Source organism: Methanococcoides orientis (assembly GCF_021184045.1).
In the GTDB taxonomy this organism is placed as follows: domain Archaea; phylum Halobacteriota; class Methanosarcinia; order Methanosarcinales; family Methanosarcinaceae; genus Methanococcoides; species Methanococcoides orientis.
This window is the reverse complement of sequence record NZ_CP073710.1, coordinates 1,277,852-1,301,210: the sequence shown is the minus strand read 5'-3', so window position 1 is coordinate 1,301,210 and position 23,359 is coordinate 1,277,852. Positions and strand designations below refer to the sequence as shown.

23 protein-coding genes and 1 tRNA gene are annotated in these 23,359 nt (G+C 43.9%); 20 read left to right on the top strand and 4 right to left on the bottom strand.

The window, feature by feature from the left end; translation table 11 throughout:
- Positions 1 to 15 precede the first annotated feature (15 nt).
- Positions 16 to 921, top strand: coding sequence for a DUF7847 domain-containing protein (locus J7W08_RS06180; RefSeq protein ID WP_233083683.1), 906 nt, complete (start codon positions 16 to 18; stop codon positions 919 to 921).
- Positions 922 to 1,026: 105 nt separating this feature from the next.
- Here J7W08_RS06180 and J7W08_RS06175 read toward each other — a convergent pair whose 3' ends face one another.
- Positions 1,027 to 1,935 carry a TIGR00269 family protein gene (locus tag J7W08_RS06175; protein ID WP_233083682.1) on the bottom strand — a complete coding sequence of 303 codons (909 nt, stop codon included), beginning with the start codon at positions 1,933 to 1,935 and terminating at the stop codon, positions 1,027 to 1,029.
- Between the two features lie 154 nt (positions 1,936 to 2,089).
- On the opposite strand from J7W08_RS06175, the gene J7W08_RS06170 reads away from it, so the two are divergent.
- From J7W08_RS06170 to J7W08_RS06145, 6 genes are all read left to right on the top strand, one after another.
- The gene (locus tag J7W08_RS06170) at positions 2,090 to 2,818 is read left to right on the top strand and encodes an ABC transporter ATP-binding protein (protein WP_233083681.1); all 729 of its coding nucleotides are present in this window, start codon (positions 2,090 to 2,092) and stop codon (positions 2,816 to 2,818) included.
- A 13-nt stretch (positions 2,819 to 2,831) separates the two neighbouring features.
- Complete coding sequence (locus tag J7W08_RS06165) at positions 2,832 to 3,506, top strand: heme exporter protein CcmB (RefSeq protein ID WP_233083680.1); 675 nt, start codon at positions 2,832 to 2,834, stop codon at positions 3,504 to 3,506.
- Positions 3,507 to 3,623: 117 nt separating this feature from the next.
- Positions 3,624 to 4,331, top strand: a complete 708-nt coding sequence (locus J7W08_RS06160) for a cytochrome c biogenesis protein (RefSeq protein ID WP_233083679.1) — start codon at positions 3,624 to 3,626, stop codon at positions 4,329 to 4,331.
- A gap of 161 nt (positions 4,332 to 4,492) precedes the next feature.
- Positions 4,493 to 5,587, top strand: coding sequence for an oxidoreductase (locus tag J7W08_RS06155; RefSeq protein ID WP_233083678.1), 1,095 nt, complete (start codon positions 4,493 to 4,495; stop codon positions 5,585 to 5,587).
- Positions 5,588 to 5,653: 66 nt separating this feature from the next.
- Complete coding sequence (locus J7W08_RS06150; RefSeq protein WP_233083677.1) at positions 5,654 to 6,331, top strand: S4 domain-containing protein; 678 nt, start codon at positions 5,654 to 5,656, stop codon at positions 6,329 to 6,331.
- Positions 6,332 to 6,357: 26 nt separating this feature from the next.
- Positions 6,358 to 6,939, top strand: coding sequence for a DUF2119 domain-containing protein (locus tag J7W08_RS06145; RefSeq protein WP_233083676.1), 582 nt, complete (start codon positions 6,358 to 6,360; stop codon positions 6,937 to 6,939).
- A 30-nt stretch (positions 6,940 to 6,969) separates the two neighbouring features.
- Here J7W08_RS06145 and thsA read toward each other — a convergent pair whose 3' ends face one another.
- Positions 6,970 to 8,589, bottom strand: a complete 1,620-nt coding sequence (gene thsA / locus J7W08_RS06140; protein ID WP_233083675.1) for a thermosome subunit alpha — start codon at positions 8,587 to 8,589, stop codon at positions 6,970 to 6,972.
- Between the two features lie 167 nt (positions 8,590 to 8,756).
- Here thsA and dph5 point away from each other — a divergent pair, with 167 nt between their 5' ends.
- The 5 genes from dph5 (at position 8,757) to J7W08_RS06115 (ending at position 13,078) form a co-directional block, all read left to right on the top strand.
- Entirely contained in the window at positions 8,757 to 9,560 is an 804-nt protein-coding gene (dph5, locus tag J7W08_RS06135) for a diphthine synthase (RefSeq protein WP_233083674.1), read from the top strand.
- 162 nt (positions 9,561 to 9,722) lie between these two features.
- Positions 9,723 to 11,417, top strand: a complete 1,695-nt coding sequence (locus J7W08_RS06130; protein ID WP_233083673.1) for a helicase HerA domain-containing protein — start codon at positions 9,723 to 9,725, stop codon at positions 11,415 to 11,417.
- Between the two features lie 49 nt (positions 11,418 to 11,466).
- Positions 11,467 to 11,748: a DUF357 domain-containing protein gene (locus J7W08_RS06125; RefSeq protein WP_233083672.1), complete on the top strand. Its 282-nt coding sequence runs from the start codon at positions 11,467 to 11,469 to the stop codon at positions 11,746 to 11,748.
- A gap of 73 nt (positions 11,749 to 11,821) precedes the next feature.
- Complete coding sequence (locus J7W08_RS06120; RefSeq protein ID WP_048194852.1) at positions 11,822 to 12,163, top strand: DUF555 domain-containing protein; 342 nt, start codon at positions 11,822 to 11,824, stop codon at positions 12,161 to 12,163.
- A 12-nt stretch (positions 12,164 to 12,175) separates the two neighbouring features.
- Positions 12,176 to 13,078 (top strand): carbohydrate kinase family protein, encoded by a 903-nt coding sequence (locus tag J7W08_RS06115; RefSeq protein WP_233083671.1) that lies wholly within the window; start codon positions 12,176 to 12,178, stop codon positions 13,076 to 13,078.
- A 178-nt stretch (positions 13,079 to 13,256) separates the two neighbouring features.
- Here the strand turns inward: J7W08_RS06115 and ppdK are convergent, their stop codons facing one another.
- Positions 13,257 to 15,911, bottom strand: coding sequence for a pyruvate, phosphate dikinase (gene ppdK / locus J7W08_RS06110; RefSeq protein WP_233083670.1), 2,655 nt, complete (start codon positions 15,909 to 15,911; stop codon positions 13,257 to 13,259).
- A 567-nt stretch (positions 15,912 to 16,478) separates the two neighbouring features.
- Between ppdK and J7W08_RS06105 the strand changes: the two genes are divergently transcribed.
- The 7 genes from J7W08_RS06105 to hgcB all read left to right on the top strand — a co-directional run bounded on the left by J7W08_RS06105 (position 16,479) and on the right by hgcB (position 21,554).
- The gene (locus J7W08_RS06105) at positions 16,479 to 16,739 is read left to right on the top strand and encodes an H/ACA ribonucleoprotein complex subunit GAR1 (RefSeq protein ID WP_233083669.1); all 261 of its coding nucleotides are present in this window, start codon (positions 16,479 to 16,481) and stop codon (positions 16,737 to 16,739) included.
- A 90-nt stretch (positions 16,740 to 16,829) separates the two neighbouring features.
- Positions 16,830 to 17,843, top strand: coding sequence for a transcription initiation factor IIB (locus tag J7W08_RS06100; RefSeq protein ID WP_048194848.1), 1,014 nt, complete (start codon positions 16,830 to 16,832; stop codon positions 17,841 to 17,843).
- Between the two features lie 185 nt (positions 17,844 to 18,028).
- Entirely contained in the window at positions 18,029 to 18,640 is a 612-nt protein-coding gene (locus tag J7W08_RS06095) for a LysE family transporter (protein WP_233083668.1), read from the top strand.
- A 43-nt stretch (positions 18,641 to 18,683) separates the two neighbouring features.
- Complete coding sequence (locus tag J7W08_RS06090; RefSeq protein WP_233083667.1) at positions 18,684 to 19,679, top strand: class I SAM-dependent methyltransferase; 996 nt, start codon at positions 18,684 to 18,686, stop codon at positions 19,677 to 19,679.
- A gap of 54 nt (positions 19,680 to 19,733) precedes the next feature.
- Positions 19,734 to 19,805: transfer RNA gene (locus J7W08_RS06085), tRNA-Thr, on the top strand.
- 361 nt (positions 19,806 to 20,166) lie between these two features.
- On the top strand, positions 20,167 to 21,255 hold the full coding sequence (gene hgcA, locus J7W08_RS06080) for a mercury methylation corrinoid protein HgcA (protein WP_233083666.1): 1,089 nt from the start codon (positions 20,167 to 20,169) through the stop codon (positions 21,253 to 21,255).
- Positions 21,255 to 21,554 carry a mercury methylation ferredoxin HgcB gene (hgcB, locus tag J7W08_RS06075; RefSeq protein WP_233083665.1) on the top strand — a complete coding sequence of 100 codons (300 nt, stop codon included), beginning with the start codon at positions 21,255 to 21,257 and terminating at the stop codon, positions 21,552 to 21,554. Before hgcA ends, hgcB begins: the two co-directional genes overlap by 1 nt.
- 573 nt (positions 21,555 to 22,127) lie before the next feature.
- On the opposite strand, the gene J7W08_RS06070 is transcribed toward hgcB, so the two are convergent.
- Positions 22,128 to 22,808, bottom strand: coding sequence for a DUF7662 domain-containing protein (locus J7W08_RS06070; RefSeq protein ID WP_233083664.1), 681 nt, complete (start codon positions 22,806 to 22,808; stop codon positions 22,128 to 22,130).
- 169 nt (positions 22,809 to 22,977) lie between these two features.
- Between J7W08_RS06070 and J7W08_RS12230 the strand changes: the two genes are divergently transcribed.
- Complete coding sequence (locus J7W08_RS12230) at positions 22,978 to 23,109, top strand: hypothetical protein (protein ID WP_259370101.1); 132 nt, start codon at positions 22,978 to 22,980, stop codon at positions 23,107 to 23,109.
- Positions 23,110 to 23,359 lie beyond the last annotated feature (250 nt).

The following is a 23,359-nucleotide window of genomic DNA, read 5'->3' as shown; positions in this document are numbered from 1 at the left end:
GAGGAGATAAAAAACATGCATGAAGATCTGGGCAAAGTTCTCAATAAGGGATTTGGAACATGGAAGCGTAATCTTGGAATAGCCGTCCCGTTCATCTTTAACATGCTTCTAAGCATGCTCGTTCTGGTAATGGCTGTCATTATCCTTTCCTTCCTTGTCATAGCTCCTTCTGTTTCAGAAATAGCTGATCCTTCTACCCTTTCTCCGGAAGATGCAATGGAGATGATAATGCCTCTGTTCAGTGAAAGCATTGGTGTTGTCATAATATTTGGTCTTCTGACAATGCTGGTACTGGCATTTATCCAGTCATATTTCACTGCTGGTGCTGTAGGAATGGCAAAAGTAGCATCAGAGTCCGGACACACAACTCTTTCCGATATGTTCCGTTATGGGAATGATAATGTGATCAGCTTGCTAATGGCAAAGATCATGGTGTTCCTCATAAGCCTTGCAGGCGTAATTTTTATTGTGCCCGGGGCACTTGTTACGAACGACTTTGGGACATTGATGTCCAATCCCGAGAATGCTGTCATCACAAGTATGATGCTGCTTTTCGGTTTTCTCTTGTGGGTAATTTATGCCATAATCGTTGGTCTGGTACTCAGTCCTCTGGAGTTCTGCCTGGTGGTGGACAATCTTGACCCAATGTCAGCTCTCAAAAAAGCCTATGGGTTTTTCATGGAAAACAAGATGGACGTATTCCTGCTTTTCATTGTAATGATCAGCATATCTGTCCTGAACAATCTTCTCAGCGAAGTTATGTCTACCATAGAAGCATTAGGGGCGATTTGGGCTTTTATCAGTTTCATTCTGTCCTTCGCCGTGATCCAACCACTGATTACAGTCTGGTGGACTCGCCTTTACATGTCCAGGTCAGAAAAAGAACTGTATGATATCAGCGAGTTGCTGGACTATCCTTAAAGTGGACCGCACTTAACGTGTGGTCTCCAAGATGGATCACTCTTGAAATGTTCCATCCTTAATATTTCTCTATCAAGCTATCAGAGCTATTTATGTCAAAATGAGTTAGTTTCGGCCAAGGAGCTTGCACGCCTGGCAAAGCTCAGCTGTACATGGTTCGCCACACACCCTGCACTCCGTGAGGCTGGCCTGTGGGAACTCCTTTCCAAGTATTCCTACCATCTTGTCAAACCCTCTCATAATAGAGTACTTGGTTCCTGGATGGTTTACCTCAAATTCGTTGATCATATCCCTTACCTCTCCCCTGAGGGCTTCATGGGCATATGGGCATTCGCTCATATCGAATGGAAGGTCGTTAACGATGGCATACAAAGCGACCTCTTTCTCAGGAACCTTGCGTAAAGGTTTCGCACGAAGCACGAGACCTTCCAGCGCTCGTGGTGGAGAAAGGCGTATCATACGGTCCACATCTCCTCCGAGATGGTTCATCATTATGGTCTGGGCCTCATCATCCAGATTGTGGCCGGTGGCAAGCTTTGTAGCACCGATTTCATTTGCTATCTTGTTCATCAGGGATTTTCTCAGGACACCACAGTAACTGCATGCTCCAAGTTTTCTCTCCTGTGCGACCAGCTCATCAAGCGTTTTGTCATATTCATCCTTAAAAGAACGCACAATATGCCTGATGCCAAGCTCGGATGTTAGCTTTCTTGCTTTTTCAAGAGTAACTTCCCTGTAGCCCTCAATGCCTTCATCAATAGTGATCGCAACGATCTCCACATCCCGCCTCTTGCTAAAGATCTTATGAAGTATGTGTAACAGGACAACACTGTCCTTTCCTCCGCTAAGTGCAACGGCAACGATGTCACCTTTTTCGACATTGTATTGCTTTCTGATAGTCAGCTTGATCTTGCGTTCCACATCTTCAATGAAATGTTTCTTGCAAAGGTGCATGCCGGAGTATTTCTGGAAAATAATGGCATCCTTGTTACATTTCATGCATTTAATGGGCATTGGGTAGAGCTCCTTTCTTTCTCAAAAGAAACGATGATATTAGAACTTTGGGGTTTGAAGGGTGATCTCGATATATTTATTATAGTCATATTTGTAACCATTTCGTTGGTTCCACATCAAAACGTTAATTTACACATAATGTAATCTTATTCCGATGGATAGCATACTGTCACTCAGCAATGTCTCTAAAAGTTACGGCAATGTTCCTGTTCTCAAAGGCATTGATCTTGACATAAAAAAAGGAGAATTCCTTGCGATACTCGGGTCCAATGGGGCAGGCAAGACAACTCTTGTTAAGATCATGTCGACACTTTCCTCTCCTTCGGAAGGGTCAGTTGAGATCAATGGACATGACGTTGCAGATGATCCGGTTTCAGTAAGAAGCATGATCGGTATGATCTCTCATGAAACACATCTGTACAACGACCTCTCAGCAGAGGAAAACTTACGTTTCTTCGGAAAGATGTATGGCATAAGTGCAGGAGATCTCGAAGATCGCATAAATGAACTTCTGGAGCAGGTAGAACTTACCGGCAGGTCTGATGACAGAGTTGCCACTTTTTCCAGAGGTATGAAACAGCGTCTTTCCATTGCAAGGGCACTGATACATGAACCGCAACTTCTCTTCCTTGATGAGCCATATACAGGGCTGGACCAGCATGCAAGCCGGACATTTGAGAATGTTCTTCGGGACCTGGATCCCGAGGATACTACAAGGGTGATGGTCACTCATGATATTACAAACACGTTCAAAATGTGCAGCCGTGTTCTAATACTGGATAACGGAAAGGTCGTATTCGACAGTCCTATATCTGATTTGAGTTCAGCAGAAGACCTAAAAGAGATCTACCTATCTCATGTAAGCAGCCATAATTCTATATGATCTGGAGTTTTCAATGATACGCATCTTTGACATCGCAGCAAAGGACCTTAAAGAGGAATTTCGTACCAAGCAGATGCTCAATTCCATGGTGATTTTCTCGCTGCTTGTTATTGTGATCTTTAGTATTTCCTTCGGCTCGATACTTGGTTCTTCAGAAAATGTGGAGATGATCGCCCCGGGTGTTCTGTGGATCGCATTCATCTTTGCAGGGTCTATAGGTCTGTCCCGTTCCTTTGTGGCTGAGCTGGAAAATGGATGTCTCGAAGCTTTGAAGCTATGTCCTGTGAGCAGGTCTGCTATCTATACAGGAAAAGCCATTGCAAACATCATCCTGATGCTGATAGTTGAAATTGTTACTATCCCTCTCTTCGTAATCCTGTTCAACTATAACCTCGGTGGACTTCTTTTACCGGGCCTGGTGATCGCTCTGGGAACTATCGGTTTTGTTTGTGTGGGCACACTACTCTCAGCACTGACGGTAAATACTCGCACTCGTGAGATACTGCTTCCCGTATTGCTCTTACCATTGGTACTTCCGGTCTTGATACCTGCTGTGATGGCAACGGGTAGTGCACTTTCTGGTGCATCTGTGGGAGATATATCACAGGAGCTGAGGCTGTTGCTTGTTTATGATGTTGTATTCTTCCTTGTGGGGCAGCTTGTCTTCGAATACGTGATACAGGATTAAGACTTGCATATTCTTTGCCAATGGATGAATGCAGGATCAATGCTAACAGGATTAAGGCTTATATAGCGGAGAGTTAGTACTACCTACATCATTTAATCATATTATTGAGGTCTCCAAATGTCGGATAAGAGTTTAACAGGTAAGGTCTTGCCATTGGTGGCTGCTGCAACAATGTTGCTGGCCATTGGTATGATATTCTTCTACCTGCCTGAGATGAAAGGCGAGTCAGGCGAGGTCCTGGATAGCAGTTTCAGGATATTCTATTTCCATATGCCTATTGCAATAACATCCTATCTTGCATTCGCAGTTGTTTTTGTGTCCAGTGTTCTCTATTTGAAGAATGGTAACTATAAATGGGATATTATTTCACGCTCTGCTGCAGAGGTGGGTGTTATCTTTGCTTTACTTGTGCTGGTAACAGGTTCCATCTGGGCAAAGGCAACATGGGGATGGTACTGGATATGGGAGCCACGCCTGACCACTTCCCTTGCACTTTTCCTTGTCTATGTAGCTTACCTGTTGTTACGTCAGGCAGTCGATGTTCCGGATAAGCGTGCACGCCTTGCAGCCGTGTTTGGCATACTCGGTTTTGTTTCGGTGCCCCTGAGCTTTTTGTCTATACGTTTGTGGCGTTCAGCTCATCCTTTAATGTTCGGTGAAGCTGCTTCCGGATCAGGCGGCGGGCTTGAAGGCACATCTCTTCAGTTGACATTGCTTGTTAACATAATTGCATTCATCCTTCTTTTTGCAGCTATAGTCTCATACAAGATAGGTAATGAGAACCTTGAAGAGGAAGTCAGTTCATTGAGATCATCTTTCAGGTGATAATATCATCCTTCTTTCCCTTCTTTTTTTGTATATTTCATTTTTCACATTTTATTCTTCATTAATTATTTTTAATTTCTTGTTTTCTTTGCATTCCTCTTTATCTTCTTCTCTTCTTCATATGGCAAAAAATATAAACGAATAGGTGCCGATTAGGTAGCATGCTTTTCGAACCAATTTCCATAGCAGATCTTACTGTGAAGAATCGTTTTGTGCGTTCAGCTACCAATGAATGGCTTGCAGAGGAAGATGGCACCCCTACTACTGCCATTGGTGATATGTATGAGGAACTTGCACGCAATGATGTGGGTTTGATAATCACCGGCTATTCCTATGTGAATGTGCAGGGAAAGAGCAACGATAAGCAGCAGGGCATATACGATGACAGGTTCATCGGTCCTTACAGTGAGATCACATCAAGGGTGCACAAGTATGACAGCAAGATCTTCATACAGATCGTGCACGGTGGTCGTCAGTCTGTGGTACAGGAAGGACTTCCTCTTCTCGCACCTTCAGCTGTTGAAGATGCTTCATCCGGGAAAAAGCCTGTAGAAATGACTGAGGATGATATTCTCAACACCATTGAGGACTTTGTGGAAGCTGCCAGGCGTGCAAAGGAGGCAGGTTTTGATGGTGTGCAGATACATTGTGCACATGGCTTCCTTTTGAGCAGTTTCATATCTCCTTATACGAATCACAGAACTGACAAATGGGGTGGTTCTGTTGAGAACCGTACCAGAATAATAGCAGAGATAACAAGGCTTATTCGTGAGAAGGTTGGCGAGGATTTCCCGATCATGGTGAAGCTGAACGCAACGGACGGATTTGATGTATCTTCAGGTAAGTTCGGGCTTGATGCCCCGGAATGCGTAGAGATCGCAAGCCTTCTCGAGAAGGCCGGGATCTGTGCCATTGAGGTAAGTGGCGGTATATTTGAAGCAGGGGATGTGATGTCCCAGCCGAATATTGATTCTGAGGAAAAAGAGGCATACTTCAAGCGTTATTCGAAGATGATAAGTGATACCGTAAGCATCCCGGTGATCCTGGTTGGGGGTATCAGGTCGAAGAAAGTTATGGAATCTATCTTAAATGGATATGCTGATATGGTCTCGTTCAGCAGGCCGTTCATAAGTGAGCCTGATCTTGTGGTAAAGTTAAGGGATGGCATATCTGACAGGGTAAGATGTGTGTCCTGCAACAGATGTTTTGATCACAATGGAATTCGCTGCAATTATGATTTTGGTAATTCCGCCTAATCCCTTTTTTTAATTTTTTGGTTGGTTGGTCGTATCTATTTATAGTTTCTTTACCTTCATTAATTCATGAGACTGGATGCATATCTCGTTGAAATGGGTCATTTCAAGTCCCGTGCTCGCTCCAAACAGGCTATTAAGGGCGGTCATGTGAGGATGGATGGTAATATTGTAACAAAACCTTCAAAGGATGTTTCTATAGATGATAATATCGAGGTCGATGAAGGTCTCGATATGCCAAAAGGTTATTTCAAGTTAAAGAGGATCCAGGAAGAAACAGGACTCATCAGTGAAGGTGACAGTATCATTGATCTTGGGTCAAGTGCAGGCGGTTTCATCACGTTCGCATCAGAGATCGCCGGTAAGATACATGGTCTGGAGTTCAGTCATGACTTCAGGTCCGAGCTTGGCCAGCTTGCTCATGAGAATGAGAACGTATCCGTAATTTTCGATGATGTCTTTAGTGTTCCTCTTGCGGAGCTTTCAGAGGAACCTGTGGATGTAATTCTGAGTGATATGACACTGGAACCTATGGTCTCCTTGTCAGCTCTTGAACGGGTGCTTCCACTGCTGAAGGATGGGGGTAAAGTTCTTCAGGTCATCAAGGTGACAAAGAAATGTGACAGAACACCACTGCTTTCAAAGGTGGAAGAACTTGGGATCGAGATCTTGCATGTTCTGGAATCCCATAAGCAGGAGATCTATGTTGTTGGCCAGAAGACAGGTGTCCGGGAAGCTATGGATTAAATTCATTCGCCAGGGAAAGGTTATCAATGCTTTTGAAGCTATATGGAAAGGGGCGCCCTTTCCGGCTTTTCGTTGCAGGTCTGCATGGCTCGGAGTGGCGTGATACATCATCTGTCCTGCTAAACCTCGAAAGACCCGTTTCAGGTACTCTAGCACTCCTGCTGGTAGTTAACAGGGGGCAATACATTTCTACACTTGACATTGATTACTATTCCGGGGTCGGGAAAGCAATTGTTGACGTTGTTGAGAAGTACAGGCCAGACATCTATGTGGAACTACATTCCTATTCTAAAGAGAATTTCTGCAAACTGATCTCTAAAGACAGGTTAAGCAATGTGGGTGTCCCTGGTTTCAGTACTCTTGAAAGTGGTGTGCTGATGGGGTCGGTATCGCCTCATATCCGGAGAGAACATTTTCCTGTCGAAGCTCTCTGCCTGACCTTTGAGATTGAAAAGGACAACCTTCGGTCGCAGGAATTTGCTTCAGGGATGATCGATATTGTAAAAGACTGCAATTCAAGGGATGGTTTCATTGGATATATGATGGGACATTATCCTGAAGTAGCAAAAAAAGCGATAGAAGATTATAAAAAGTTCTATGGGTTGTAAGGTTTCCCTTACAATCCATTTTATTTCAAATTACAATCCAAGAGCGTCGTAGTTGTGAATGTTGTGCTCTGGGTTGACGTCCATCATTTCTCTTCTCTGTGCTTTGAGCATGTCGTCAACACGAAGTACCATGTTGGCAACTTCTGAAGCTGATTTGATAGCCTGTTTCTTTACCCTGAGAGGATCGATGATTCCCTTTTCGAGAGCGTCACTGATGTCACCTGTGTAAACATCAAGACCTGCATTCTTGATCTCAGCATGTTTTGCACGAAGTGCGAGGATCGTGTCAATACCATCCATTCCTGCATTTACTGCAATTTCTCTTGGTATTACTTCCATTGCTTCTGCAAATGCTGTGATTGCAAGCTGTTCACGACCACCGATACTGGCTGCAAAGTTGCGGAGTCCCTGTGCAACTTCTATCTCGGATGCACCGCCGCCAGGGACGATCTTTTCATCCTCAATAACATCCTTGAGCACCTGTAATACATCATCAACTGTACGTTCGAGGTTGTCAGTAACGTGCTCTGTAGCGCCTTTAAGGAAAAGGGTTACAGTCTTTGAGTTGTGGCAATCTCTGATGTATGTCTTACCGAGATCGAATGCTCCGATCTGCTCAATGATGCCTGCGGTTCCAAGGTCCTTTTCGGTGATGTCAGTGATGTTGTTGACGATGTGTGCACCTGTTGCTTTTGAGATGTTCTTCATGTCATCTTCATTGACACGTCTGATAGCAAATATCCCCTTCTTCTGGAAATAGTCTGCAGCATGCTGGTCGATGTTCTTTGTTCCGACCACTACAGTAGCACCGGTGTCTATGATCGTGTCGAGCATCTTTTTATAATCTGCTTCTTCCTGGGCAGCGAACTGTGTCAACTGCTCTGGGGAACTGATCTGGAAAGTTGATTTATTCCTTGTTTTCTGAACTAAAACGTCTGAAGCCAGAAGTGCGATCTTTGGATTCTCGACGATAGCTGGCATTGCAGAATGAAGACGTGCTTTGTTGATGACGATACCTTCAAGAAGTTCGGTATCACTGATCTTGTGACCAGGGTCCTGTGTGATCAGGATATTTTCCTTTACATTGACCTTTCCGTTAACTGCGACTTCCAGTGCTGCTTCTACACATAATTGTGCAATGTGGTCACCGTAAGCTTCTGCGGATTTGCCTGCTATTGCGGTCTTTGCGATCTTTAAAAGGACATCCTTGTTCTCTTTTGTGACATCTATGGCATAGTTGTCAAGAAGTTCTGAAGCTTTACCTGCAGCTGCAAGGAAACCTTTGATTATTATTGTAGGGTGAACTCCGGAAATGACCAATTCTTCTGCTTTCTCAAGAAGTGATCCTGCAAGGACAGCTGCGCTGGTTGTACCATCACCTGCGATGTCTTCCTGTGTCTTTGCGATCTCCACTATCATTTTTGCAGCTGGGTGCTCGATCTCCATACCCTTAAGGATCATTGCACCGTCGTTGGTGAGTACAATATCTCCGACCGCATTTACAAGCATCTTGTCCATTCCTTTTGGACCAAGTGTTGTTTTTACGATATTTGCAATTGCTTTTGCTGCACCGATGTTTGCGAAGAGAGCCTGCTTGCCCTGCGTATGTTCTTTCCTTGGATCTGTTATAATTGCTGGCTGACCTACCATTGGATATGAACCTCCTGATGATCTAATATATGAACTGGTATAGTGATTTTATTAAAGTTGATTGAAACTAACTGTGTATGGTTCTATAAAAGCATTTCGAACGATTATACTGGCTTTATATTTGATACTCAAAAACTTTAACATACAAGCTGGTTTTAAGCGTATTTATGCTCAACTTTGTAGGACTCGGACTTTTTGATGAAAAAGACATCTCACTAAAAGGACTTGAGAAGATCCATAATGCGGATAAGGTCTATGTGGAATTCTATACTTCCATTCTTATGGGGACTGACCTTGAAAAGATGGAAGAGCTCTACCAGAAAAAGATCACAGTCCTTTCAAGGGAAGATGTGGAACAGCATGCTGAGGAATGGATTGCCGATGCAAAAGATATGAATGTCGTGTTCCTGACCGGCGGTGACACCATGGTATCCACAACTCATGTGGACTTACGTCTTCGTGCACTTGATATGGGTATTGAGACTTCCCTTGTTCACGGTGCTTCCATAGCATCTGCAATATGCGGTCTCTCAGGTCTCCAGAACTATCGCTTCGGAAAAGCGGCAACTGTTCCTCATCCTTATGTCACCAGCCGTGGCAGCAGGGTGGTGTCCGAAACACCGTATGATACTATAAAGATGAACATGGATAACGGCCTTCATACGGCGGTGTTCCTTGATATTGATAAAGATAAGGGCTACATGACAGTGAATGAAGCTCTTGAGATCCTGCTCGAGGTGGAAGGTAAACGCGGTGAAGGTGTAATGACCGATCGTATCTCTGTCGGTATAGCACGTGCAGGTTCCCCGTCACCTGTGGTGAAGGCGGACTATGCCCAGTCTTTAAAAAGTTTTGATTTTGGTGAACCTTTACACATATTGATAATTCCTGCATCACTGCACTTTGTTGAGGCTGAAGCCCTTGTGAAGCTTGCAGGTGCACCTGAAACGATCCTTGAAGATGTGGACTGATCATTGGTGATGAACAGGCTTTATGGTGCCTGGGAGCCTCTGCGATAGTAAGTAAATCAGGGGGTCGACTTTCAGTCTTTCCTTTTTTCTTCTCGTAAACAATAGCAATGGCATAAAGCACAATAGATATAAGTCTGAAGTCCCTTTTTTTGGTGAGAGGATATGATGCGCGGCTCAGTAGGTATAATTTCAGGTGAGACCGGATCGTTTGATTTTAAGTTCTTGATTTCTGACAGCACGGCTGTACATCGAGGGGAATATGTAAAGGCCTGGCATGAGGGCGATGGATGGGTGCTTTGCCAGGTGCTTTCGATCAAAAGGTTCAGTGATAAGGTTAGTGTAAAAAAGTCCTTTGATGAAGCTAAGAAAGCCTTTGAGGAATTGAAGAAGGATGGTAAGGACAGGAAGAGTTCCGACCGTATAGTTGCAGAGGCTACTGTTATAGGAAGTCGTGATCCTTCCGGGCTTTTAAGAGCTCCTAAAACTCCTTTCAGTCCCGGGGATGATGTTTTTAAGGCAGACAATGACCTGATAAGCTCTGTGCTGGGCCTGTCTGGTAATGAGATGTACATAGGTCTGCTTGATGGCACTACTATTCCGGTGCACCTGAGCGTGAATAGCCTTGTACAGAAACATTGCAGTATCCTTGCGAAGACCGGAAGTGGGAAATCATACACAGCAGCAGTGTTGCTGGAGGAGCTGCTTGACCGCAAGGTTCCTCTTTTAATACTTGATCCTCATAGCGAATATGCTTCTATGAAAAAACCTGCATCCTCATCGGCTGATTTCAAAAAGTTCGGTGTATCTCCAAAAGGTTACGGTTCCAATGTAACAATATATACTCCTGCTAACAAGGCAATAAATCCGAATGCTGATGAGCTGTTCAGGTTGAACGGTAACAATCTGACCGCAAAGGACCTTGCTTCCATCTTCCCGGAGAACTTCAACAGCACTCATATTGGTATCTTGTACGAATCGATACAGAAGCTCCGTGCGGAAATGGAAACCTATACTCTTGACGACATAATATTCGAAGTAAGTAATAATGAGAGCAAAGCCCGCTGGAATGTTATGAGCCTCCTTGAGGATATTCGGGATTCAGATCTCCTGTCCTCTTCTCCAACATCCCTGGAAGAGCTTATGCAGAAAGGCAAGGCCGCAGTTATCGATTTTAAAGGCGTGGCTCCGGATCTCCAGAGCATGATCGTAGCACAACTTTGCAGTGCGCTCTTTGAAGCACGTAAAATGAATGCGATACCGCCGGGTATGCTTGTTGTGGAGGAAGCACATAACTTTGCTCCGGAGCGTGGGTTCAGTAAGACTGCAAGTTCTGAGGTCCTGCGTACCATTGCATCAGAGGGGCGTAAGTTCGGTCTTGGTATGCTGGTAATATCCCAGCGTCCTGCAAGGATCGACAAGAATGTGCTTTCCCAGTGCGGGACTCAGGTGATCATGAAGGTGACCAACCCCAACGACCTTAAATCCATCAGTAAAGGACTTGAAGGTGTTAACTCCTTTGTGGAGGATGAACTTATGCGCCTGCCTCCGGGTGTTGCCATGCTTGTAAGCAACGATATCGAGAGGCCTGTTCTTATTGATGTCAGGGTAAGGAAATCAAAGCATGGTGGTGAGTCTGTGAACGTTCTTAAAAGTGCCCAGACATCGTCTCCGGCTCCTGTGAAAAGTGTTCCTAAACCTGTCAGCCAGCCACCGGCAATTTCGACACCTGTGCAGGCGGAAGGATCTACTGAATCAGGTAGTCCACCTCCGAAAAGGCAGCCCAGCAGGCAAGCTGATAGACAGCCTAAGGCTGAGGGTGGAGGACTTTTCAAGAAGATCTTTGGTTCCGAAAAGTGACTTTTCAACGGATGGGTTTATTAATATATTATATGTAGATGGTGTAATTGTGGCAGCAGATCTGAACGAAAAGGTTGAAAGATACGAACGTTTGTTGAGAGAAGCACTTGAAAAGGCGGACATAAGTCCAATTGAGCGATCCCACATGCGTAAGGTTGCCGAGGATTATAAGAATATGGCACGTTCCTACTATGAGGACGGGATACATTTCATTAGGTCTGAGGATCCGGTAAATGCACTTATCTGTTTCAGCTATGGTCATGCCTGGCTGGATGCAGGTGCACGCCTGGGTGTTTTCGATGTTGACGACGATGTGCTGTTCACCATATGATCATCATTCAATAAATTAGATTAAAGAAGACAATGAAGGTTTAAGATAAGATATATCTGGAGAGAATTAAACGATGACAAATTATCATGTTACACTTGAAGCTGCCTGGTTGGTAAGAGACGTAAATACTGCAGACGATGCTATTGGAGTTGCCATTGCAGAAGCTGGAAAAAGACTGAACCCACAACTCGATTTTGTAGAGGTCGATGTCGGAACTACTTTCTGTCCTGCTTGCAATGAGCCTTTTGGCAGCGTTTTTATTGCAGCGAATACCGCAATTGTCGGTCTTGTCCTTGAAATGAAGGTTTTCGATGCAGAGAGTGCAGAGCACGCCTCAAGGATCGCAAAGTCCGTAATAGGCAAGGCATTACGTGATGTACCACTCCATGTAGTGGATGTTGAAGATTTTGAATAAAAAGGTGTCTGGATGTCTGATGTGATATCTGTAGTAGGACATGCTGCGATCGATCTTCTCTTTGATGTGGAAGGCATTGCAACACAGAACGAATCATATCCGATAGTCGATTACCAGAGGTTCTTCGGAGGCGGGGCTGCAAATATCGTTGCAGCGATCTCCATTCTTGGTGGAAACTCTCAGCTGATCTCTGCGGTTGGTGATGATTTTGTTACCTCCGGGTATGAAGAGCACCTTGAAGGGCTTGGAGTAGACCTTTCCCTGCTTTTCAGATTCGAAGGCGAGAAAGGAACTGCAGCTTATGTTTTCACAGATCCTTTTCACAACCAGTCAACTTACTTCTATTGGGGAGCATCTGCAAAAATGAAGGAGCTAGAACCTCCGGAAGTTGATTTTGTTCACCTTGCAACATCTGAGCCAAACTTTAATGCTAAGATCGCACAGAAAGCAAAGTTCGTGTCATTTGATCCCGGGCAGGATCTTATCACTTATTCAAGAGAGAATCTGGAAGTCATCCTTGAGAACACTGATGTTCTTTTCACTAACAAGCATGAGATCAAGCGTGTTTGTGAGATGACCGAAAGCACTTTTGAGGATATTAAGGAAAAGGTGCCGATCGTGATCGTTACCTACGATGCGGAAGGCAGTAAGATATTCACATCCGATGAGGAACACTCAATCCCCGTTGTTCCTGTAAAAGCAGTGGATCCAACAGGTGCAGGAGATGCATATCGTGCAGGATTCCTTGTGGCATACACCCGTGGATATCCGCTGGATGTCTGTGGCAAGGCCGGTGCTACGGTGGCATCGTTTGCGGTGCAATCCGTTGGTTGTCAGACAGACCTTCCCACATGGGATGATATGGTTTCCAGGTACGAAGGTAAATTCGGAGCATTCCCATCACTCGATGGGTGAATGTTCTTCTCTTTTTTATTTAACCTAAAGTGGAGCTGAAGTGGTTAGTATTGACTAAGTTGATCAGCGGTAGCTAAGTTCAGCTGGTATTAATTAGTTCCAACTAAGTGAACTGATAAATGTAAGTAAAAAAAGATTTCCAATACCGTGTGTTTCCACACGATATTGTGTAATACGTTTACTGCTTGTTCTCGATCACAGCGTGTGCTGCTGCAAGTCTTGCAATTGGCACACGGAATGGTGAACAGCTTACATAGTTCAGTCCGACGTTGTGTCCGAACTTCACTGATTTAGGCTCTCCTCCATGTTCTCCACAGATGCCGATCTTGATGTCCGGTCTTGTAGCACGTCCTTTCTCGATACCGATCTTGACAAGCTGTCCCACACCTTCCTGGTCAAGCACTGCAAATGGATCGTCCTCGAGTATGCCACTCTCTAAGTAGAATGGTAAGAACTTGCCTGCATCATCCCTGCTGAACCCAAAGGTTGTCTGGGTCAGGTCGTTGGTACCAAAGGAGAAGAACTCGGCTTCCTTTGCGATCTTGTCGGCTGTGAGTGCTGCTCTTGGCAGTTCTATCATTGTTCCGACCATGTAGTCAAGTTTGATGCCTTCCTTTTCCATAGCTGCTTCTACGGCTCCGATCACATGCTTTTTGACAAACTCAAGTTCCTCGATGTTGCTTATCAGGGGAATCATGATCTCAGGTACGATCGTCATACCTTCTTTTGTGAGCTCACATGCTGCTTCAATGATGGCCTGTGCCTGCATCTCATATATCTCAGGATATGTTATCCCTAAGCGGCATCCTCTGTGACCGAGCATTGGGTTCATCTCTTTGAGATATTCAATACGCTCGATGACCTTCTTCACCCTGTCAATTTCGGTTTGTGTGGCATCATTGGCATTCAGTTCTGCCAGCTTTTCAATTGCTTCCTCGTGGTTTGGCAGGAATTCGTGGAGTGGTGGATCAAGCAGCCTGATGGTCACGGGGAATCCTTCCATTGCCCTGAATATTCCGATAAAGTCCTCTCTCTGCATTGGGAGAAGTTTCTTTAATGCTGCTTTTCTTACATCGATCTCTTCTGCCATGATCATTTCACGTACAGCAGGGATCCTGTCCTCTCCGAAGAACATGTGCTCTGTTCTGCAGAGTCCAATACCTTCTGCACCAAAGTCGCGTGCGACCTGTGCATCGTGTGGAGTGTCTGCGTTTGTCCTGACCTTGAGGGTTCGGACCTCATCAGCCCATGAGAGTATCTGTTCAAGTTCACCGGTAACACCCGGCAGGATAAGGTCAACCTCTCCAAGAATGACGTCTCCTGTGGATCCGTCAATGGAGATCATGTCACCTTCGTTGATGGAATGTTCTCCAATGTGGAAAACCTTCTCTTTCATATCAATTACAATTTCGCCACAGCCTGCAACACATGGCTTCCCCATGCCTCTTGCAACGACTGCTGCATGTGAGGTCATTCCTCCGCGTACTGTGAGGATACCTTCTGCAGCATTCATACCGCCGATGTCCTCAGGAGATGTCTCAGCACGTACAAGGATGGTCTTTTCGCCCTTCTTTGCTCTTTCTTCGGCATGTTCTGCTGTGAAAACTACTTCACCCACAGCAGCTCCCGGGGATGCAGGGAGACCGTTAGCAATTACGTCCGGTGTTGCGTCAGGGTCAATATTTGGATGCAGGAGCCTGTCAACCTGTGCAGGTTCTACCCTTGTAAGGGCTGTTTCCTTGTCGATAAGTCCTTCTTCGACCATATCGGTCGCGATCTTTATGGCTGCAGCTGCAGTTCTCTTTCCGGTCCTTGTCTGCAGCATGAAAAGCTTGCCTTTCTCAATGGTGAACTCGATATCCTGCATGTCTTTGAAGTGATCCTCCAGTTTCATGTAGATGTCCACAAGCTGCTCGTAGACCTCGGGCATGTTGTTCTTCAGGGTTTTGATCGGTTGAGGTGTCCTGATACCTGCAACGACATCTTCTCCCTGTGCATTGATGAGGTATTCTCCGAAGAATCTCTTTTCACCTGTTGCAGGGTCTCTTGTGAATGCTACTCCTGTTCCGGAGCTTTCTCCCATGTTACCATAGACCATGCTTTGAACGTTAACTGCAGTTCCCCATTTGCCGGGGATGCCGTTCAGGCGCCTGTATGTGATTGCGCGCTGGTTGTTCCATGAACCGAACACTGCATCAATGGCCATCTGGAGCTGTTCTCTTGCTCCCTGGGGGAAGTCCTTTCCGGTTTCTTCCTTTATAATTCCCTTGAAGTTTTCAACAAGTTCCTTTAGGTCATCTACATCAAGGTCGGTATCCTGTTTGACGCCTTTATCCTTCTTTTTAGCAGTGAGTGTGGACTCGAACTTCTCGTGTTCGATGCCAAGCACCACGTCTGCGAACATTGTGAGGAATCTTCTGTAGCTGTCGTAAGCAAACCTGTCATTGCCGGTCTTATTGGCAAGGCCTATTACTGAGCTATCGTTAAGTCCCAGGTTCAGTACAGTGTCCATCATACCAGGCATGGACACGCGGGCACCTGAGCGTACAGAAACAAGTAATGGATTGTTAAGATCTCCAAATCTCTTCCCTGTAGTGTTTTCCAGCTCCTTTATGGCATTATTGATCTGCTCTTCAAGACCTGAAGGATAATGTTCGTCCTTAAGATAAAGAGTACAGACCTCGGTCGTGATCGTAAACCCAACCGGAACTGGTATTCCCAGATTTGACATTTCTGCGAGGTTGGCTCCTTTGCCCCCAAGCAGGTCTTTCATACTATTTTTGCCTTCAGTTTCGTCGTTTCCGAAAAGGTACACAAATTTATTATCTGCCACTAAGTTTTCCTCCCACGGGAAGATATTTTGATTATGGGTTAGGCTAGCGTTATTATGTATTTAATGATCCGGATATATGGCTGAAATCAGTTTCAATATCCATGGTCTTCTAGATTCTGTCTTATTGGACATATCCAGACGACATTGCCGTTTATTGTGTGATTGGTATTAAGTGTTATCGTTGTTTTTTGTTAATTTATGGTAATGTTCAAGATATGTGTAAATTTTATGAATGCTTAACCAAAATCTATATATGCTTTCTTTAAACTTTGTCAATTATAATATTTCTTATTTCAAAATTTGCGGCATTTTGTGATGCTAAATATTGTCAGAAAATGATATATAACCGTGTGAGGCATTGACATGCCTGATATACGCACGATTTAATTTATTCCTGTAAATATGTGTCATTAGTTAGCATTTTTTGCCATATTTATGATTTGGATGTGATTATCTTTTTGTAATGGACTTTTATGGATTATTAAAGAGATTGCGATAACTTTATATACTACGTATGGTATGTATATATATCAACAATTTAACTTATATATTGATGGCAAGAGATACATGAAACGACTTGGAACGGTAGTGCAAGTAGTTGCACATCAGGGTTTGCTTGTTAGAGGGGACAACATACGACCAGATACATCTTTGAGGGATCTTCCTCGTATCAATACGTTTGTTGTTGACAAATCTGTTAAACGCATCGGTAAAGTGAATGGTGTTATCGGTCCTGTCAATTCTCCTTATATTACTATTAAGGTCTTTGGAGATGTTTCGGGATCTGAATTGAAGAAGTACCTCAATGAGAAAGTGTACATCAAATAAGTCCATTTATCACATTTATTAGTACATTTGTACATTTATTTTAAGTGGATCGACAATTAGCAATTTTGGGAAAATCGAGGCAATGATAATATGGTGGAAGTTGAAAGAGTAAGATATTCTGATACTTCAGAGAGAGAAAAGATACGTGCAATGATCAAGGCACGTAAAGAGAAAGAAAAGACCGCTGAAGTCGAGAACAAGGTTATCGAGTGTCCGGAATGTGGAAGCCGAAATCTTGAGCAGGACTATGAACGTGCCGAACTGGTATGTGCAGATTGTGGTCTCGTAGTGGATGCTGAATTCGTTGACGAAGGTCCGGAGTGGCGTGCTTTTGACCATGACCAGCGTATGAAGCGTTCTCGTGTGGGTGCACCAATGACGTACACCATACACGATAAAGGTCTTTCTACTATGATCGACTGGAGGAACCGTGATTCCTACGGAAAGTCAATTTCCTCCAAGAACCGTGCTCAGTTATACAGGTTGAGAAAATGGCAGCGTAGGATACGCGTAAGCAATGCTACCGAAAGGAACCTTGCATTCGCTTTGTCAGAACTTGACCGTATGGCATCCGCATTAGGTCTTCCACGTACTGTACGTGAGACTGCTGCGGTGGTCTACAGGAAAGCAGTTGACAAGAACCTCATCCGTGGAAGGAGTATTGAAGGTGTGGCAGCAGCAGCACTCTATGCAGCATGTCGCCAGTGCAGTGTTCCACGAACCCTGGATGAGATCGGAGAAGTTTCAAGGGTAAGCAGGAAAGAGATCGGAAGAACATACCGTTTCATTTCCCGTGAGCTTGCACTCAAGCTTATGCCAACTTCCCCAATAGACTATGTCCCAAGGTTCTGCTCAGGTCTGAACCTTAAAGGTGAGGTACAGTCCAGAGGAGTCGAGATCCTTCGTCAGGCATCTGAAAAGGAACTCACAAGTGGCCGTGGTCCAACCGGTGTGGCAGCAGCTGCGATCTATATTGCATCAATTCTCTGCGGTGAGCGCAGGACCCAGCGTGAGGTCGCTGATGTTGCAGGTGTGACCGAGGTCACTATCCGTAACAGGTACAAAGAGCTCGCAGAAGAATTGGACATCGAGATCATTCTCTGATCTTGTATTGAAAATAAGAACAAAAATAAAGGACTGCAAAGACAAATTCTGTCTTTGCGTTCCATAATTTTTTAATTTATAGCTTTTCTGACTGACTTATTAATTGATCTATCGATTTAGTTTACCTGATAGACCTATTGGACCTAATCGATCACATTATATAGTAACGTAATTTTCTAGTGACCATGTTAGAACTGTTCGAGATGTTGTTCATTGGTTTCATAGTAGGCCTGACCGGTGCCCTTGTACCTGGTCCCATGCTATTTGTGACCATTGACGGCACACTGAAGAAAGGCTGGACGGCAGGACCTGAAGTGTTCCTGGGCCATGCTATCATCGAAAGCGCGGTGCTTGTGCTGATACTTTTAGGTATGAACACACTTGTGGGTGAGCGTGAGATGTCCTTCATCTCGATGGCTGGCGGCATAGTCCTGATAATTTTTGGTATCATGACGATACGGGGGGCAAAATCTTCAGCCGCAGAACTTCACGGACAGGACAAAGTGGTTTCCAATTCGCTGATCGCAGGAATTGTGACCTCTGCTTCAAATCCCTATTTCTGGCTCTGGTGGCTGGCAGCAGGTAGTGCTCTTGTGCTTGAGAGCATGAAACTCGGAATGGTTGCTGTGGTGTTCTTCATAGTCGGTCACTGGCTTGCGGACCTTGGCTGGTTCACTGCTGTATCGCTATCTTTCAGCCGTGGCAGGGGTATGTTCTCCCCGAAGACCTACAGGCATATTCTTGTATCATGCGGACTATTCCTGATATTGTTCGGCTCATGGTTCGCCATAGGATGATCCTGACAGCCAATATGCCGATATTTTCAAGGAGAGATGTATTTTGAAGTGTCCCTGTATTGCAATCCCGATAAAGAAAGGCGAACCTGCCAGAAAGTTCCTTCTGGAACTTGCCATCCTTGACAAGACCCTGAAGATCTCCAGTGAGGATGGTGAGTTATATCTTCCTATTGAAAGGGAGCTGACTCCGGAAGAGCTCGATGAGCTTCCCAAAGGTGCAAAACAGGTGGAACGTGAGTTCGAATCCCATGAAAAAATCCTTACACTTGAGGACATCCTGGGTTTCACCCCGGGCTACGAGGTCGTAGGTGATATTGCACTTATCGAAGCTGACGAACCGGATGCAAAAAAGATCGCAGATGCACTCCTTCAGATACACAAGAATGTGCAGACCGTGCTTGGTGCAGTGTCAGCTGTGGAAGGAGAGTTCCGAACTCGCAGGTTCAAAGTACTTGCTGGCGAGGATAGGACGGAAACAGTTCATAAGGATCACGGTTTCAAGTACAAGGTAGATCTCGAACGCGCATATTTCACTCCACGTCTTTCAACAGAGCGCCAGCGCATTGTTTTACAGATCGGTGAAGATGATGTTGTTCTCGACATGTTCGCAGGCGTCGGTCCCTACAGCATTCCGATCGCCAAAAAATGCAAAAAGGTCATTGCCATGGACAAGAACCCTGATGCTATCCATTTCCTGAAAGAGAACGTGGATCTCAATTCCATCGAAAATATCGAGGTTTTCGAAGGCGATGCGAACGAGATTGCCCTAAATTTCGAGGGAATTGCAGATCATGTTATCATGAATCTCCCTCACAGTGCCGATGCATTTCTGGACGCTGCAATTTTTGTGACGGCTCCGCAAGGGATTATCCATTACTATGGAATGACCCACGAAGATGATCTTTTTGACAGTTCCATAGGTCTGATAGAAGCAGCAGCAAAAAAGGTGGGTCGGAGTGTTGAAGTGGTGGAGTGCAGAACAGTTCGTTCGTATGCACCGCATCAGTATAATGTATGTATCGAGGTCCGGATAGACTGAATTCTGGGCGAAACGATTAAATCATTAAATCCTTATTAGGTGTAAGTTCAATGTGCCGTCGTGGCTTAGTGGTATAGCGGCTGATTCGTAATCAGCAGGCCGGGGGTTCAAGTCCCCCCGACGGCTATGGAATACGGGGTTGTAAGCCCCTTCTTATTTTTATTTGTCTTATACTTACTTTGAGTTCAAATCTTACTCCCCCGCACATAGAATGGGGGATATAGGAAAGCAAGAAAAAACGGAACTTTATGTTTTTATGTAGAAAGTATGGTTTAAGAGATAATATGATAACAAACTAAGTAAAAATGTTCATTCTGATCTCACATCATCCAGTTACCCTCTCCAAAAGATAGAAAAATCACTATCTGCTTTGAACAAAAAAATAACACCTTTTCACTCATCTATCGGATAGATATATGTGCAGCTTCCTGTTATACTAATCTTGTTCAAATCAATTTGATGCCCCATCATCACAAGGAGAAATAACATGAATAATGACAGGGATACAGGTTCATGCTGCTCATCTGATAGCGGAAAGGACACATCCTGTTTCATCACAATGGTAGGTCTGGACCGAAACATCTCTCCTCCTGAGATCCGCAAGACCACAAGTGTGATCACCTTCAGTGACAGGTTTGATCATATTCTTGCCCGGTGTGGTGTCAAACGAGAAAAACACATTGTAAGTCCGGGAATCTATGAACTGGGAAATCCTACTCCAGATTCTTCTGTCTTTGTCTCGGCGAACTATACACTCAGTTTCGATGCACTCCGCAATTCACTCGCAGGTATCGACTGTTATATCCTTGTCATAGATACCAAAGGTATCAACGTCTGGTGTGCTGCTGGCAAAGGAACATTCGGTACTGATGAAATAATCTACCGCATCAAATGGTCAGGACTTGACCAGATCATCAACCATCGAAATCTCATTTTACCACAACTCAGTGCACCGGGAGTTTCTGCACATGATGTCAAACGCAGGTCTGGTTTTAAGGTAGAATACGGACCTGTTCGTGCCGAAGACCTGCCGCAATATCTCCGGACTCATACCGCAACAGCTGAAATGCGCAGGATCCGATTCACATTCAAGGATAGGCTGGTGTTAACTCCTGTGGAATTGGTTCATGTGATCAAACCAACATTACTTGCTGCAATCATCCTCTACCTGTTAGTAGGTCCTTTTGCAGCACTCATTGCGGTCGTCACAGCATTTACAGGAACCGTACTGTTCCCTGCTCTACTTCCTTTCATACCGACACATGACTTCAGTACAAAGGGGCTGATACTGGGAGGAATTGTAACGATTCCATTTGCAGTCGTTGTTGCAACGAATTCTATGATTAACTCTGCGATGTCGCCCCTGGAGAATATACTTACAGCATTGTCTGCCTTCCTCATACCGACCGCAGTGATTGCATATATTGCCCTTAATTTTACAGGATGCACAACCTACACTTCAAGAACCGGTGTCAAAAAAGAGATATTCAGATATGTACCGCTCATGGCACTTATGGGAGGTCTGGGGCTACTGGTTCTTATCATTCTGGGTATATCTTTAATAGAGGTGATCTGATGTTCAACTCATATCTTGAGAACACCCTTCAATATTATCCTGAGAAATGCATCAACTGCCTCATGTGTATACAGGTCTGTCCTCATGGAGTGTTTACCGGAGGAAAGGAACACGTAGAACTCAAAAGTCCTGCTTCATGTATGGAATGTGGAGCTTGTGCAGGCAATTGTCCTGTGCAGGCAATTGAAGTAGAGAGTGGTGTGGGATGTGCGTGGGCAATGATCAGTGCAGCACTCAAAGGTAAGGATATGGATAGCGATGCGTGTTGTTGTGGCGAGGACGATGGGTGCTGCCAATGACGATATAAAAGGATGCAGCTCTTCAATACATTTATGGGAATGGTAAGAGAGTTTCATTATAAGAGGGGCTTACCATTGTACATGACTTATACAAATGGAGTGGCAAACGCTTCACCAGAACTGGACAAGCATATTTAATCCTTAAAGAAATTCGACATTTATCCCGCTTCCTATGCTCTGTATTTAGGATATGCACATTTGAAAACCATGCTGATATATGGTATCACCTGAAAGTGATTTCAACTATCCCACTCAGGCGTACGCAGTAATCAGAGCAAAGGAAGAATTAATAATTTATAGTTAAAAAGCTTCTGAAAGTAAGTTTCTTGAAGAAATAAAGAATCATATAATTCTTAAGGAATTACGAAACTAAATTCACTTCAATCTTGATTTTCAATTTATGAATTTCGTTATTAGGTGACGTTTTTACCCTCTTATGGAGGGGTATAAGTTCCCCCGACGGCTTTACATACGCATTTTTATTTTTATCATAACCCCTTTTTAATTAATTTCCCATCTCTTTTTTGGATGAGAAATTTATAGGGAAGTTGAAATGTATCTAAATTTGTTGATTCATTTTAAAACAAATTTTTCTAACCTATCATCTTCATAGTTATAAAAGAAAAAATCAACATCATGTACGAGATTTCCATATATCTTTAACCATTCCTCAGGAACGCGGCGTTCATTTCCGAAGACCAAAAACTTATGCAAAGCAGTAGTTTTTTCTAACAACCACACATGTTCAGCAATGACCGAGAACTCTGCTGGTGGTAGGGATCCTTCATTGGTCATCGTGAAGTACTTAATATCACCAACGATTTCGTTTTCATCAGATATCATATAAAAAGACTTTGAAAATCCCGGGAATTGGCCTGTAACCAATTCTTTTGAATAAAAATCAGACATTACAGTACGCACTTTATTTTCAAAATCAGATGCATTTATTGTTGCAGATGTCCTTATGTCTCCCATTTTATCTTTTGTAGATACGGTATTTCCCGTATTGAGGAAACTAACTTGCTGCAATTCAAAGTTTACTTTGGCTTTCCATCCCTGGGCAAGCCATCCATCCATTGCATGAGTTCTATTTTCATCATTGGTCCACCATGCAGGGTGATTCCTGGCAGCAGGTGGTAATGGAAAACCCAAAATTTCACCAATTTCTGAAAAAGTAAGTTGAATTCGAGTTTCGTTCTGATCGCCAAGATACATCCTTAACTTTGAATATTTGCCCATGTAGATACCTACCATATTTCAAAAGATCAAATGATATGCGCATAATTTCCTGAATCTATGTTCGTCACGTATTGGGTCTTCTGTTCCCACAAAATATTATTTTTACAGTAGTTATGGATATTGGTTCAAGATATCTCATTACAAAAATATAAATCTGTTTACATTTCCTGTACTCGTGAAACCAATGGTCGAGGAAGTATTTGCCAATTACATATCAAATGCCTTGAAATATGGATCTGATAATGGAGATGTGGGTGTGGAAGACAATCCGGAAGGACATGGCAGTGTGTTCTGGGTGACAGTGAAGAAAGCATAAATGCTTATTGAGGCAGATATGATTTTTAGAGAAGGAGAGATCGAATGGAAAATACACAGCTGAAGAGCATTCTCCCCTCAATGTTTTTAATTCAAGGTCCAAATTGCAATACTAACGATGTATGAAGTGCTCAAAACCTTATAATGATCTATTAATTCCTTCCTTTACTAGAACTTTAAATGTCTAATGCAAGTTCTAAAAACGTTTAAATTGTATCCAGCTAATATATTAACAGGGAACATTTGCTGAA

Excerpts from the sequence above, each read along its gene's own strand:
- J7W08_RS06175 (WP_233083682.1), bottom strand. The coding sequence starts at position 1,935 with ATGCCCATTAAATGCATGAAATGTAACAAGGATGCCATTATTTTCCAG.
- J7W08_RS06120 (WP_048194852.1), top strand. The coding sequence starts at position 11,822 with ATGACAAATTATCATGTTACACTTGAAGCTGCCTGGTTGGTAAGAGAC.
- J7W08_RS06105 (WP_233083669.1), top strand. The coding sequence starts at position 16,479 with ATGAAACGACTTGGAACGGTAGTGCAAGTAGTTGCACATCAGGGTTTG.
- J7W08_RS06170 (WP_233083681.1), top strand. The coding sequence starts at position 2,090 with ATGGATAGCATACTGTCACTCAGCAATGTCTCTAAAAGTTACGGCAAT.
- J7W08_RS06070 (WP_233083664.1), bottom strand. The coding sequence starts at position 22,808 with ATGGTAGGTATCTACATGGGCAAATATTCAAAGTTAAGGATGTATCTT.
- J7W08_RS06115 (WP_233083671.1), top strand. The coding sequence starts at position 12,176 with ATGTCTGATGTGATATCTGTAGTAGGACATGCTGCGATCGATCTTCTC.
- dph5 (WP_233083674.1), top strand. The coding sequence starts at position 8,757 with ATGCTCAACTTTGTAGGACTCGGACTTTTTGATGAAAAAGACATCTCA.
- J7W08_RS06155 (WP_233083678.1), top strand. The coding sequence starts at position 4,493 with ATGCTTTTCGAACCAATTTCCATAGCAGATCTTACTGTGAAGAATCGT.
- J7W08_RS06160 (WP_233083679.1), top strand. The coding sequence starts at position 3,624 with ATGTCGGATAAGAGTTTAACAGGTAAGGTCTTGCCATTGGTGGCTGCT.
- J7W08_RS06100 (WP_048194848.1), top strand. The coding sequence starts at position 16,830 with ATGGTGGAAGTTGAAAGAGTAAGATATTCTGATACTTCAGAGAGAGAA.
- hgcB (WP_233083665.1), top strand. The coding sequence starts at position 21,255 with ATGTTCAACTCATATCTTGAGAACACCCTTCAATATTATCCTGAGAAA.
- J7W08_RS06145 (WP_233083676.1), top strand. The coding sequence starts at position 6,358 with ATGCTTTTGAAGCTATATGGAAAGGGGCGCCCTTTCCGGCTTTTCGTT.
- J7W08_RS06180 (WP_233083683.1), top strand. The coding sequence starts at position 16 with ATGCATGAAGATCTGGGCAAAGTTCTCAATAAGGGATTTGGAACATGG.
- thsA (WP_233083675.1), bottom strand. The coding sequence starts at position 8,589 with ATGGTAGGTCAGCCAGCAATTATAACAGATCCAAGGAAAGAACATACG.
- J7W08_RS06130 (WP_233083673.1), top strand. The coding sequence starts at position 9,723 with ATGATGCGCGGCTCAGTAGGTATAATTTCAGGTGAGACCGGATCGTTT.
- J7W08_RS06165 (WP_233083680.1), top strand. The coding sequence starts at position 2,832 with ATGATACGCATCTTTGACATCGCAGCAAAGGACCTTAAAGAGGAATTT.
- hgcA (WP_233083666.1), top strand. The coding sequence starts at position 20,167 with ATGAATAATGACAGGGATACAGGTTCATGCTGCTCATCTGATAGCGGA.
- J7W08_RS12230 (WP_259370101.1), top strand. The coding sequence starts at position 22,978 with ATGGTCGAGGAAGTATTTGCCAATTACATATCAAATGCCTTGAAATAT.
- J7W08_RS06150 (WP_233083677.1), top strand. The coding sequence starts at position 5,654 with ATGAGACTGGATGCATATCTCGTTGAAATGGGTCATTTCAAGTCCCGT.
- J7W08_RS06095 (WP_233083668.1), top strand. The coding sequence starts at position 18,029 with ATGTTAGAACTGTTCGAGATGTTGTTCATTGGTTTCATAGTAGGCCTG.